The 12268-nt window shown below is 44.0% G+C and carries 13 protein-coding genes, 1 tRNA gene and 2 pseudogenes; 8 read left to right on the top strand and 8 right to left on the bottom strand.

All coding sequences use genetic code 11. The annotated features are described in order from the left end of the window. Window positions 1-57: 57 nt before the first annotated feature. The 3 genes from rpsO to AC0IYG_RS30820 all read right to left on the bottom strand — a co-directional run bounded on the left by rpsO (window position 58) and on the right by AC0IYG_RS30820 (window position 2328). Window positions 58-333, bottom strand: a complete 276-nt coding sequence (rpsO, locus tag AC0IYG_RS30810; protein ID WP_234604919.1) for a 30S ribosomal protein S15 — start codon at window positions 331-333, stop codon at window positions 58-60. Between the two features lie 103 nt (window positions 334-436). Next, entirely contained in the window at window positions 437-1936 is a 1500-nt protein-coding gene (locus tag AC0IYG_RS30815; RefSeq protein ID WP_471714837.1) for an LptF/LptG family permease, read from the bottom strand. After that, window positions 1936-2328 (bottom strand): START-like domain-containing protein, encoded by a 393-nt coding sequence (locus tag AC0IYG_RS30820; RefSeq protein ID WP_471714838.1) that lies wholly within the window; start codon window positions 2326-2328, stop codon window positions 1936-1938. The genes AC0IYG_RS30815 and AC0IYG_RS30820 overlap by 1 nt, the downstream gene beginning before the upstream one ends. 201 nt (window positions 2329-2529) lie before the next feature. Here AC0IYG_RS30820 and AC0IYG_RS30825 point away from each other — a divergent pair. From AC0IYG_RS30825 to AC0IYG_RS30840, 4 genes and pseudogenes are all read left to right on the top strand, one after another. Then, a tRNA-Met gene (locus AC0IYG_RS30825) sits at window positions 2530-2606 on the top strand. A gap of 128 nt (window positions 2607-2734) precedes the next feature. Beyond that, window positions 2735-4511, top strand: a pseudogene (locus AC0IYG_RS30830) (ABC transporter ATP-binding protein). An 87-nt stretch (window positions 4512-4598) separates the two neighbouring features. Next, window positions 4599-5300: a 2OG-Fe(II) oxygenase gene (locus tag AC0IYG_RS30835; protein WP_471714839.1), complete on the top strand. Its 702-nt coding sequence runs from the start codon at window positions 4599-4601 to the stop codon at window positions 5298-5300. Window positions 5301-5454: 154 nt separating this feature from the next. Next, window positions 5455-5601: a hypothetical protein gene (locus tag AC0IYG_RS30840; protein ID WP_471714885.1), complete on the top strand. Its 147-nt coding sequence runs from the start codon at window positions 5455-5457 to the stop codon at window positions 5599-5601. On the opposite strand, the gene AC0IYG_RS30845 is transcribed toward AC0IYG_RS30840, so the two are convergent. Genes AC0IYG_RS30845 through AC0IYG_RS30855 form a run of 3 tightly spaced genes read right to left on the bottom strand, consistent with a single transcriptional unit; the run spans window position 5566 to window position 8179 of the window. Then, entirely contained in the window at window positions 5566-6477 is a 912-nt protein-coding gene (locus AC0IYG_RS30845) for a DNA-3-methyladenine glycosylase family protein (RefSeq protein ID WP_471714840.1), read from the bottom strand. The two genes, AC0IYG_RS30840 and AC0IYG_RS30845, sit on opposite strands and share 36 nt — an antisense overlap. Window positions 6478-6537: 60 nt before the next feature. Next, entirely contained in the window at window positions 6538-7557 is a 1020-nt protein-coding gene (holA, locus tag AC0IYG_RS30850; RefSeq protein WP_471714841.1) for a DNA polymerase III subunit delta, read from the bottom strand. Beyond that, window positions 7514-8179, bottom strand: a complete 666-nt coding sequence (locus tag AC0IYG_RS30855; RefSeq protein WP_471714842.1) for an acyl carrier protein phosphodiesterase — start codon at window positions 8177-8179, stop codon at window positions 7514-7516. Before AC0IYG_RS30855 ends, holA begins: the two co-directional genes overlap by 44 nt. A 98-nt stretch (window positions 8180-8277) precedes the next feature. On the opposite strand from AC0IYG_RS30855, the gene AC0IYG_RS30860 reads away from it, so the two are divergent. Further along, window positions 8278-8793: an FKBP-type peptidyl-prolyl cis-trans isomerase gene (locus AC0IYG_RS30860; RefSeq protein ID WP_471714843.1), complete on the top strand. Its 516-nt coding sequence runs from the start codon at window positions 8278-8280 to the stop codon at window positions 8791-8793. Window positions 8794-8853: 60 nt separating this feature from the next. On the opposite strand, the pseudogene AC0IYG_RS30865 reads toward AC0IYG_RS30860, so the two are convergent. After that, window positions 8854-9334, bottom strand: a pseudogene (locus AC0IYG_RS30865) (deoxycytidylate deaminase). A 70-nt stretch (window positions 9335-9404) separates the two neighbouring features. On the opposite strand from AC0IYG_RS30865, the gene AC0IYG_RS30870 reads away from it, so the two are divergent. The 3 genes from AC0IYG_RS30870 to AC0IYG_RS30880 are packed head-to-tail and all read left to right on the top strand — an operon-like array spanning window position 9405 to window position 10538. Next, window positions 9405-9626, top strand: coding sequence for a hypothetical protein (locus AC0IYG_RS30870; RefSeq protein WP_471714844.1), 222 nt, complete (start codon window positions 9405-9407; stop codon window positions 9624-9626). Next, the gene (locus AC0IYG_RS30875) at window positions 9613-10230 is read left to right on the top strand and encodes a hypothetical protein (RefSeq protein WP_471714845.1); all 618 of its coding nucleotides are present in this window, start codon (window positions 9613-9615) and stop codon (window positions 10228-10230) included. The genes AC0IYG_RS30870 and AC0IYG_RS30875 overlap by 14 nt, the downstream gene beginning before the upstream one ends. 23 nt (window positions 10231-10253) lie before the next feature. After that, entirely contained in the window at window positions 10254-10538 is a 285-nt protein-coding gene (locus tag AC0IYG_RS30880; RefSeq protein ID WP_471714886.1) for a hypothetical protein, read from the top strand. On the opposite strand, the gene AC0IYG_RS30885 is transcribed toward AC0IYG_RS30880, so the two are convergent. Continuing rightward, window positions 10487-12265: a ComEC/Rec2 family competence protein gene (locus AC0IYG_RS30885; protein WP_471714846.1), complete on the bottom strand. Its 1779-nt coding sequence runs from the start codon at window positions 12263-12265 to the stop codon at window positions 10487-10489. The two genes, AC0IYG_RS30880 and AC0IYG_RS30885, sit on opposite strands and share 52 nt — an antisense overlap. Window positions 12266-12268: the final 3 nt, after the last annotated feature.

Here is a 12268-nt window from a genome sequence, read left to right on the forward strand (position 1 = left end):
TTAATTCCGCAAAAAATCAGGGAACTTTCATGTTGATGAAGTTCCCTGATTTTCAAATTACTTACGTATGTTCAATTCGGCAATAATCGCACGATAGCGGTTAATGTCCTTTTTGTAAAGATAATCCAACAACCTACGGCGCTTACCTACCATTTTAAGCAGACCAAGTCTTGTGTCGTTATCTTTTTTGTGCGTTTTTAAGTGCTCGTTCAAATAGTTGATACGATACGTAAATAAAGCAATTTGTGATTCAGCAGATCCAGTGTCTCCGCCTTCTTTTTTAAAACCCTTTGATTCGAAGATCTCAGCCTTCTTTTCCGCGGTTAAATACATAATTGTAACAACAGATTAATTATTTATAACTTTTTACAGCACCCTGCCGCAAATAAGGTCGCAAAATTAAGATTTTTGGACTGAATTAAAAAATATAATTTTACTATGATTGAATAAGCTGGCTTTTTCCAAATCTACTTGTCCATTGCTGTTTTATTCTTTTAACCATCATAATGTAAACATCTTTTTCAAAAAGCCTAGAATCGCTCCGCGCCCGTTCTACAAAATATAAACCGGTCAAAAGCAGCACTACATTGGCCATCCAGGCTCCTACGGGCACAACAAGCAACCCTTCCTTCACCCACTTATCGCCTTGATTAGTTAAAACATAAAGCAGAATAAAGAAGATGATCGACACAAGAACCGGCACGCCGAATCCTCCCTTTTTGATGATCGCACCCAGCGGCGCGCCTATCAGGAACATGATCAGACAAGAAATTGCGCTGGTGTATTTATGGTGTTTTTCCAATTCATACTTATTTGCATCCTTCAACTTTGTCTGCAAATAATCCTTCTGAGACTTGGTGTAGCTTAGCATGCTGTTCGCTGCGCCATGCGTATTCTGCAAAATTTCCTTTTTCAAGCTGTCTGAAAGCGGCTTAGCAAGCAGCGAATCAATCCACGGGCCTTTTTTGAGGGTTTTATCCGTTCCTTCCCGGTAATTGTACGAGTAATATTGCTGGCTTCCGGAGACAAGGTTCTTTCTGGTCTCGTTATAGGAATTTCTTAGCGAATCGGCTGTAGAGGTCAGATCGCTGATGTTTTTCATGAACTCGTGATATTTAAACTGGCCTTCGTCCGTCCGCTTCATCCCAAATGATGCCAGGCTTTCAGTCAGCCGGAAATGTTTAAATGAGTTGCGGCTAAAATTTGAGTAGTTTGGCATCGTGCTGCCGCCTATCGGTGAGGATATATACGCAGGCCGCGCACCGCCCGAACTCACCTCATCTGTGTAACGCGTGCCATTGTAAAGTTCGATGACCAGATAACGATTATCATTGATCGAATACATCCGGCCAGAGTCTGCAAGAATAATTTCAGTGTTTCCAACTTCATAGGAACGGTTGCTATGCTTGTAAATCACCATTCCCTTCAACTTGCCATTTTCCTCCTTTCTATCCACCTTAATGCTGAAACCCGGCAAGTCGTTGTAGAAAATGCCTTCCTTAATCTTCAATGTCGCCTTTGTCGTCTTGATATCATATAAAAGGCTGTAACCCTTTAAATTCGCCCAGGGCGAAACGCGGTCATTGAAATAAAAGGAAAAGACGCTCACAGCAACGGCAACTATGAAAAGTGGCGCCATAGCCCTCACAACCGATATTCCTGCGCTCTTAATGGCTGTAAGCTCAAAGAACTCACCCAGATTCCCGAATGCCATCAATGAAGAAAGCAGCATGGCCAGCGGAAGTGCCGTAGGAACTGTTATGAGGCTAAAAAAGAAAAATAATTGCGCGTAATCGGTGACTCCGAGGTCTTTGGAAACAAAATCATCAATATAAAAAATCATGATCCGCATCAAAAACACAAAGACCACGACGGACATTGTTATTACAAAAGGTCCCCAAAAGGACATTAATACAAGCTTATCAAGCTTTTTCATCAACTGCCTACTATATCTTTTAAATTATCAATAAACCCATCCCATAATGACGAAAGCTCACGTTCATCGCGGTTCGAGGAGTAATCCGTCACACGCAGGAAAGTTGTCTGGGTTAACTCGCTTACTTCGAGTTTTAGTTCCACGTGGTTATTATCGAGATTGTCGTCACTCGTATTTTCAAAATCAAATCTTACTGCTTTATTAATCCTTAGTCCGGTCTGTCTGGCAATGTGGCTGTCGCCGTCCCACTGGAAATCAAAACGGTGGTCGGGCAATACAGTGACCTTTTCAGCAAACCATTGTTCCAGTCCCGAGGGTGTCGATATATATGGAAAGAGTACTTTTGGAGAGGAGCGTAATTCGAATTCAGTAACAAATTTATATTTTTCCATACGAACGAAAATTAAAAAGGGTTAACCACAACAGTACCGCCTTATATGCTGATTTTAAAAGCTGTAATATAGCATAATTCAACAATAAATGTCATCAAAGTTAATTTTTGCTCTTTTACTCTAACGGAAATTTAGCTTTAAAATTGAATAAACGGGTTGTACGTTAATTTTTTTTAACATACTTTTGCACCACAATAACACGGCGGGGTAGCTCAGATGGTTAGAGCGTAGGATTCATAACCCTAAGGTCGGCAGTTCGATTCTGCTCCCCGCTACCAAATTTCAGACATCCCGACGGATGTCTTTTTTATTGCCTTTCCGCGTACATCACCGCCTTTTCGAGAATTAAAATCCCAAACTTTCGGTTTGTCATATTAGTCAAACGATTGATTCGCCTCACAACTGTATGAAATTATTATTACAATACCTTAGCCGGTATAAAGCGCTCATTTTCCTTGCGCTCATACTGGCCGCCATCAACCAGGTATTTTCACTGCTGAACCCCTGACATTCTCGGAAATTACCTGATCGACCCTTATGCCAACAAAGCCCAGTATTTCCGCGATAATGCATTGAACAACGAGTTTTTCCGCGGCATAACCATTGGCCTGCTCATGATCATAGGCGTTGCCATGGTGTCACGCATTGCCAAAGCATTTCAGGATTATGTGGTCAATGTTGTCATCCAGAAGTTTGGCGCCAGCCTGTATACGGACGGCCTGCGGCACGCATTGCGACTGCCTTTCCAAGACTTTGAAGACCAGCGCAGCGGAGAAACACTTTCCGTTTTACAAAAGGTTAGAGCAGATTGCGAAAAGTTCATCACAAGCTTTGTTAACGTGCTCTTTGCCACATTGGTAGGAATTGTTTTTGTAGTTATCGTCGCTTATAAGTTAAGCCCGATGCTGCCGCTGATATATCTTGTTGGCTCTGTTGTGCTGGCAATATTAACAAGTGTTTTAAGCCGGAAAATCAAGGCCATTCAAAAGAACATTGTTAAGGAAACAACCGCATTGGCTGGCTCTACGACAGAATCTTTGCGCAACATTGAATTGGTCAAAAGCCTTGGACTTACCAATCAGGAAATTACACGATTGAATACAACCACATTCAAAATCCTGAAACTCGAACTCAGAAAGGTCAAAAGCATTCGTTCCATCAGCTTTATACAAGGCACATTTGTGAACTTTTTGCAGCAATGCATCATGTTTGCGTTGCTCTTCTTCGTATTCCGTGACCGGATTACGGTGGGGCAAATGATGATGATGCAATTCTATTCTTTCTTCATTTTCGGGCCTTTGCAGGAATTGGGCAATGTGATCCTCTCCTATCGCGAAGCCGAGGCGTCGCTGAACAATTTGCAAACATTGCTGGCAAGGCCCGTTGAACATAAACCGGCTAATCCCGAGGTCATTTCAGACATTGAAGAACTGCGGTTTGATCACGTGCGTTTCCAGCACCAGTCCGCTACACGGCCTGCGTTGGAGGACATTTCTTTTGATGTTAAAAGAGGTGAAACCATTGCATTTGTCGGGCCGTCGGGATCTGGGAAAACGACGCTCGTTAAGCTGCTCGTAGGGCTTTATCATCCGATCGCAGGAAATGTTTTCTATAACAATGTCAATGGAAATGAAATTGACTTTGATGAAATCAGGAACAAAATCGGCTTTGTGACGCAGGATACGCAGCTTTTCTCGGGAACGATCAAGGAAAACCTGCTCTTCGTGAATCCGACCGCCACAGATGAAATGATCAATGACGTCCTGTTGAAAGCCGCTTGCTATAACCTGCTTTCAAGGGCTGAAAACGGCATTGACACGGTTATTGGTGAAGGCGGACTGAAACTTTCCGGTGGTGAGCGTCAGCGTTTATCCATTGCACGTGCACTGTTGCGCATCCCGCATCTGATCATTTTCGACGAAGCCACCTCCGCGCTGGATTCGCTGACAGAAGAAGAAATTTCCAACACGATCCGCAACATTACCGACCAGCGCCAGCACATTACAGTGATGATCGCGCACCGGTTATCGACCATTATGCATGCCGACCGCATCTATGTTTTGGAAAAAGGCCACATTGTGGAAACAGGCAGCCATAACGCACTCATTGACGAAAAAGGCTTGTATTACGCCATGTGGCGCCAGCAGATCGGTGAGCGCAAAGACGAAACCGTGCTTTCGTAACACATTAACAGCTCCGCAAGATTCGGGTTTTTCATCTGTCCGCTGCCGTATATTTTTGTTTTATAAAAAAGGCAAATAATCGGACAGATGAAAGACATTGAAACATTAGACTGGCATAACATTACCGAAAACCTGCACGGCAAAGGATACGCGCTCATTGACCAAGGCATTACACAAGCTGAATGTGATCAATTGATTGCATCTTACGACGAGCCAGCGCATTACCGCAAGACCATTTTGATGGAACGCTATCGCTTCGGGTTGGGCGAATACAAATATTTTCAATATCCGTTGCCGGACATTATTCAACATTTACGCGAAAGCATTTATGCCAAACTCGCGCCAGTTGCCAATCTGTGGATGCAAGTCCTGCACATTGACCAACATTATCCCTTAAATTTTCAGGACTTCCAGGCACATTGTCACGAAAAGTCGCAAACCAAGCCCACCGTTTTGATCCTGAAATATGGTGAAGGCGGACATAATACACTGCATCAGGATTTGTATGGAGACGTTTTTTTTCCCATTCAAATGGTCATTTTCCTAAGCGAGCCGGGCACTGATTTTAAAGGAGGCGAATTTGTCCTGACACAGCAAACGCCCCGCGCGCAGTCCAAAGCCATTGTTTTGAAACCAAAGAAGGGTGACATCCTGCTTTTCACAACCAATTTCAGACCTGTAAAAGGAACCAAAGGATATTATCGTGTGAATATGAAGCACGGAGTCGCTGAGGTCACTGCCGGAAACCGATATACACTGGGCATCATCTTTCATGACGCATTGAGTTGAAATGATGATCAAACATGCCGAAATCGGGCCGCCCTCGTTTGAGACAAGCAGAAAGCTCAAAACGCTTGTTGATCAACACTTGATTTCCTTTGGGGGAAATATCAAGCTGAAAATCTATGGAACATTGCAATGCGCTTCGGGAAGGCGCATGAAAATGCAGAACCGTCTATTTTTCAGCTCACAGGAAGAAGCATTGCTGAAAGGATTTCGTCCATGCGGACATTGTATGAAAGCAGCTTACCAGGAATGGAAATCAAAGCAATCGTTACTCCAAAACCTTGACTGTAAGGCTTCTCCATAAATAGAAAACAAGATAACTTTCCCAACCCGCAAACTGGTGGAAGAGCGCTTCGATTTTAGCCGTTTCGCTTCTGTCCTGGATAATGTTATGATTCGCAAGCGCATTTAACAAACCAATGTCACCATGCGGAATGCCGCCCGGCTCTTTGAGCGATTTCATTAATGCATAATTTGCAGTCCACGCACCAATTCCTTTATGCGCCGTCAGTGCTTTGATGCGGGCGTTGAAATCCGGCAACGCACGCAACGCATCCTTGTCAATGCGCCCACTGGCAAATGCCTCCGCAATGCCGATCACATAATCTGACTTCTGTTTCGAAAACTGCATGTCTTTCAAAAGGTCCCTGTCGGCGGCGGCCAGCACTTCGGGCTCGGGGAAAACGTAATAGGAGTCGTTTTCATGATCGATCCGTTTTCCGTAATGCTCTACAAGTCTGCGCTTTACTTTATATGCAAAGGACAAATTGATCTGCTGACCAATGATGCACCAGCAAATTGCTTCAAACAAATTGGATATCCCAATCACCCGCAAACCTTTGTAACTCTCTGTCATATAGGCAAGGCGCCCATCGGCTTTCAGCAAATCATAAAACGGCTGAATGTTGGTGTCCATATCAACCCATTCGCGCACATAATTGATCAGATATGCTTTGTTTTCCTGCGTTGGCTCGCCTTCAATAATGTCCAGTTCTAAAAAACCCGCGTGTTCTATGATCGACACCAGCAGCATTTCCTCTCCTATTTCCAGCGCCTTGAATATCGTATCACCCTTGATAATGTGCAGACAATCATCATAGTTACGGTTAAGAAACCACAAACATTCGTCAAAGCTAAAAAGGGCGGGAATTGGAATCAGGACCTTATTCTCACTATTCATTTACCAAATGTAGGACAGCCCAAAACAAGCTAAAACCCGTTTCTTGCTGCATCATGTATCTTAATGGACAATCTTAAAAACGAGCTCTTTCAGCAATTCACCTTCCGGAATGCTCACGCCATCCAAACCTTTCATCCGTGCGTCACATTCCCTTAAATAATGGATAATGTTGGCAACTTTGGGAAGCGGATAATTACGTATTGCAAGCAAATAATCTTTTACAAAGTAAGGATTAACGCCCAGCTCAGCGGCGAGCCCTTTTTCAGACTTATCTTTGCTAGCATGCGCCAGGAGCAATTTTGAGTAAAAATTAAACAAAATGATCAGGATAGGAGCCAGTGGGTTATCCTTGGAATTGGCAGTGAAATAAGTTGCGATCTGATTCGCCTTCATAACATCACGCGTCATCAGCGCTTTTTGAAATTCGAACACATTATATTCCTTGCTTATCCCCACAAACCTTTCCACTGCACCCGCATCAATCCCCTCATCCACACGCAAATTCACCATAATCTTCCGGATCTCATTAGACAATCGTTTCAGATCATTTCCAATGTTGTCCACGAGCATTTGAATGGCTTTTGGGCTGATCTTAACGCCTTCGTGCTGACAAAATGAAGCCACCCATTCTGGTAACTTGTTGTCGTACATCTTTTTAGATTGGACGACAACACCATTTGTATTCATGGCCTTGATAAAAGTCCTCCGTTCATCGGCATTGGCATGAAAACAAAAAACGAGCACCGTGCTGTTCAGCGGATTCACCGCATAATCTTCCAACCGCGCCTGCTGATCCTTTTGCTCTATGCCGCCGAGCTTATTGGCATCTTTGACCAAAATCAATTGCCGCTCCGACATAAAAGGAAAACGGCGCGCATAACTGATCACACCGGCAACATCCGTATCTTTTCCATACAACACGAACTGGTTAAATCCCTTTTTACTCTCCGCAACGACGCGTTTTTCGAGCTCATCCGCGATGGAATCAATATAATAAGGCTCGTCGCCGTGCAGAAAATAGATGGGCCGAAATTTCTTATTTCTTATTTCTTTTAAAACGATATCCGGGGTCTGGGCCATTAGAATGCCTGAATTGCGATGAAGTTAATGTGTTAATATGAACTGCTCGGCCTCCCTTTTGAAGTTCCGGGAAGAAGGCGAAAAATTTTTCATGATAAAAAGCTTCGTTTTCCTTCAATTCCAGCATTGCATTGTGCAACGGTGCCAGAAAACTAGCCCGACGCGCAAGTCTGTGAAAGGTAAGATCGATGCCTTCGAGCGTGGCGTAACTTGTCAGCCAGTCCTGCTTGATCATCGAGCGCACCATAGGAGCCATTTCTGCTGTAATAAATCGCTCGTTCCGCTCAATCAGCGCATATGTGTTGCGAATGTATAGGAACAGCGGCTCCGCACTGAACCTGTCAAAATGCTTGGCCAAAAAGTAATCGAAGTAAATGTCCATGACGATGCCAGACAATTTTCCCTGCGTCAATGCAGCCTTATGCGTGGCTTCGCGAACGACTTCGTGATGGTCTGTGTAAAAGTCAATAAACCGGTGCAGCTTTAAGCCGGTAACATAGTCAGCGTCCCAATTTGCCGTCCTTTCATCTGTCAGCCGACCCTTTACGAAATCGCCGACATAATTTCCCATAATCACCCCCTCCTTACTCCCAGACAGCAAAATGTGCGCTAAAAAATTCATGTAAATGACATTTTGACAAATTTGCCGTACGTTTGTTTTCGCTCCTCCTTCTAGGAACAATATTTTTACAACAACAAATATTTTAATCAAACTAGCAAATGAAAGTCGAAAAAAATAACGTGATAGCGTTGACATACAGCCTGCGTATTCCTGACACTGACGGGGAAACAGATGTCGTTGAAGTTGTTACCGAAGAAGATCCGATGTACTTCATTCAAGGCATTAGCGGGCTTCCTGAGGGCTTTGAAAGCCAGATCGAGGGACTCGTTGCAGGCGACATATTCGAATTTACTGTGGCACCAGAGGAAGGCTACGGCGAGTTTGATGAAGAAGCAATGGTAGAATTACCGAAGGCTGTTTTCCAGATGGAAGATGTCAATCAGGATGAGTTATTGCAAATTGGCAACATCATTCCAATGACCAACGAGGACGGCGAAAGAATGCACGGACAAGTTGTTGAAATCAAGGATGATATTGTTGTCATGAACTTCAACCATCCATTGGCTGGCAAAGAAATGCATTTCAAAGGACAGATCATCTCAATCCGCCCTGCAACAGCCGAAGAAATAAGCCACGGACACGTCCACGGCGCTGGTGGCGTACACCATCATTAATTTTGAATGAATGAATGACTGAATGATTGAATAATGACATTCAATCATTCAATCATTCGATCATTCAATATTAGAATACTGCTCCACTTCTACGCCGAAGCGTTTCAAAAATTCCACTCCCTCTTCAATTGCGATTCCTTTATATGCTGCATAGGAATGCAAAAAGATTACTTTCTTTATTTTCATTGTATAAATCGCCCTGGCGCATGCGATGCATGGTGCTAATGTGACGAAAAGTGTCGATCCTTCAATGTTTGAGCCGTTTTTGACAGCAAAAAGGATCGCATTTTGTTCTGCGTGCAATGCGAGTGAACAACTTCCTTTGGCATCTTCTCGGACAACCGACTTCCGGAAATTCTTCATCGCAATTGTGTGTTCCGGCTGGCGGCCCGTTATAACCGATTGAAATAATGCGCGTGTCTTTCGTTAATACAGCTCCAACCTGTGCTTTGATACAATGTGAACGCAGCGCGAGATTTTTTGCCAAATCCATGTAGATGTCATCAAATTTCGGCCGCAAATTCGTTGTTAATAGGGTCATTCAGTTTGCTCAATAATTTTTATACAAACTTATAGAATTGAAGACTGGATACAACAATAGATTTCGAAGTATGATCAGAAGTATCTTGCTCACCTTAACGCTCGTCTTGGCTAGTGTGGCTGCTTATTGCCAGCAGGATCGTGTCGTTTTGAAGCTTGCGCAAGATCCTGCATCCATACTCAAAACATATAAATTTTACATTCAGGAAGTTGAAGATCAGCGCATGATTCCTGGCGCGACGTCGGTAAAGTTATTTTGTTGGGAAAGAAGCGCCAGTTGTGCTGCCGGCTAAGGCTGAGAAAGAACTCTTCAATTACTGGTCTTTTGCAGCGCCCAAAAAGGATCAGACCTATCTGCCACTTTATATTAGTGTCAAAGATTTGTCTTTGCAGGAGAAGCGCGTTGGACCAAATAAAGTCACGGGAGAAATTAAGCTTGCTGTAAAATTCCGCTGGTATCGCAACATGCAGCCTGTGGAGCTAACTAATTATCAGACAGCCGCAAATTATACGCGACCCGAGCGTGATTTCGATTATGAAAGATTGGTTAAGCAGCTGCTGGACCAGTCGCTTGCTCATTTTCAAAAATGGATGACGCTGAACGCAGGGAAAAATCCGGCGCTTGCGCGAAATGTGCAGCTTGTGTTCAAAGAGATCGTTACTAATGATCCCGACACGGTTTTCTATTCACCGAAGCGGCCGCTGATCTGGGATGATTTCAAGGTCCGCAATGCAAAACCCGGAAGCCGTTATGCCGCCGCAGTTTTTACCAGCTTTGGCTATGAAGGCCGCTCTTATCCGAAAGATGATGACCTGGTTGTCGAGATTGGTTTAAAGACATTTATGGTCAAGAGCATGTCCTGGGAAGACCGGAATCGCGCACAGCAAGCACATTAAGGCATGAACAAATCCATTTCGACATTACAAGGCTCGTCGTTGAGAAGTTCAAAGCCCGGCTGCGAAATGCTGATCTCACGATTGAAGATTACGACAGCGAAATTCAATATCAGTTTCTGGAAGCATTCCGTGAAATGAACAATGATCAGGAGCAATACGACGGTGAAACGGGTCACGGCTTAAATGCTGCTGCACAAGCGGCCTGGGACCGCAAAGTGGCCGAAACAGATTTCGGCAGTTTACGCTGTTCAATAACTTACTTGGCCGTCACAAACACCGTCTTCTGCACTTCCTGGCTCATTGCGTAATTTTTTATGTAAAAGTTATAAGCATTCAAATCGTTCCGTAAAGCCTTATCACTGACGACATATAACACGTCATCCTGCTTAAAGCTGATCGCTGCATGCTTAGGAACTGCATGGACAACGGTTTGGTCAGAAAGTCTGGTTTGCAAACTTTTTGAAATGCCATAACAAGCGAAAACAAGAATCAAAGCGCATGCAGTTTTGAAATATGTATGGGACTGTGCATAGTAGGCAAGCCAGACCAGTAAAAGCACTGCATATAATATCGTGACCTCCACTTTATCCAGATTCAAGCTTTCGACCAAATATCCCGGCAACGCCTTCGGGACCGAAACGGAAACGTTCGTTAGATAAGCCGCGAGCCATACGATTTGATTCACAAGCCATTGCAACCAAAAAACTTTCGCCAAAGACACCAGTAAAAGCAGCAAAGCAGCTGGCAACAGCACATTAGTAAACGCGATGACAAAAGGATTAATCAGCAAGAAATAGCTTGGGAACTGATGAAAGTAAAACAAGCTCAAAGGAAAAGTGGCCAGTTGCGCTGCAAAAGCCAGTGCTGAGATCTGCCATACAAATTTGAAAATCATGTTTTCCGGCGCAAACAAACGATTAATCGGCACATAAAGCAGGAAAATGCCGCTCATAGCCAGGTAAGAAAGCTGAAATCCAACATCATACAACGCACCCGGATCGAACAGCAAAATTATAAATGCAGACAGGGCGAGCGTGTTCATCGCATGCTGCTTTTTGGCAAAAACCTCCGCCAGCACAAAAACGATGCACATTAATGTGGCCCGCTGAACGGACGCTGGCAAGCCCGTCACCAATGCATAAAAACAAAGCAGTGCAACGACAGCAACCAAGTAAATAATTTTGCCATAACGCCAGCGCTTTATCCAGCCCAACAAGTAACTGATAACCAGAAAGATAATAGCAACATGCATCCCGGACACCGAAAGAATATGCACGGCTCCGGACGCGGTGTAATCCGTTACAAGATCAGCCTGTAAGTCATCGCGGCGGCCTAATAACATTGCTTTTACAAGTCCGTAAGCATCATCGTTCGGGATATTTTCACGGAAAACGCGATCCGACCATTCGGAAACGCTTGTGCTCCAACGCTGGACTGCAAACGGCTGGCTTGCGGGCAATATTTCAAACGATTGATTACCAAGATAATCCGTCCAAACAATTCCCTTGTTCCTTAAAAATTGCCGGTAATCAAATTGCATCGGATTCTCCGCTTCCATGGGAATATCCAATGTCCCGTGTGCAATGATTACGTCGCCTGGTTTTGGAATGTCGTGCGCATCGCCAGCAATGTTGATTAATGCTTTGAAATTAACCGGAGCCCACTTTTCAGCTATTTTTACAAATCTGATATGCGCTTCAAAGCGAACTGTTTTGGCTCGTTTTTCCGGTAAAGTTTTAATTTCTGCCTGATATGCCGTGTAATGCTGATTTTGTAGTGCAGCAATGTTCGCCTCATTGCGCTCCTCAAAAGAGACATTAGTGACAACGCCCAGACAAAGCAGAAATGCAGCGAAACTGAGTCCAAAGGCCTTTTTAAAACCTTTGGCATAACACAGTGTGCACACAAGAAACAGCGTGCTTACAATGATGAAAAATGAAATCTGAGGTTGTGGAAATGCCGGAATTAAATCGCCAGCTAAAATGCCGGCAATGTAAAACAGCACAATCCCTACGAATGGGGCGCGTGGAAGCATGTG

Source organism: Dyadobacter sp. AC419, assembly GCF_979253085.1.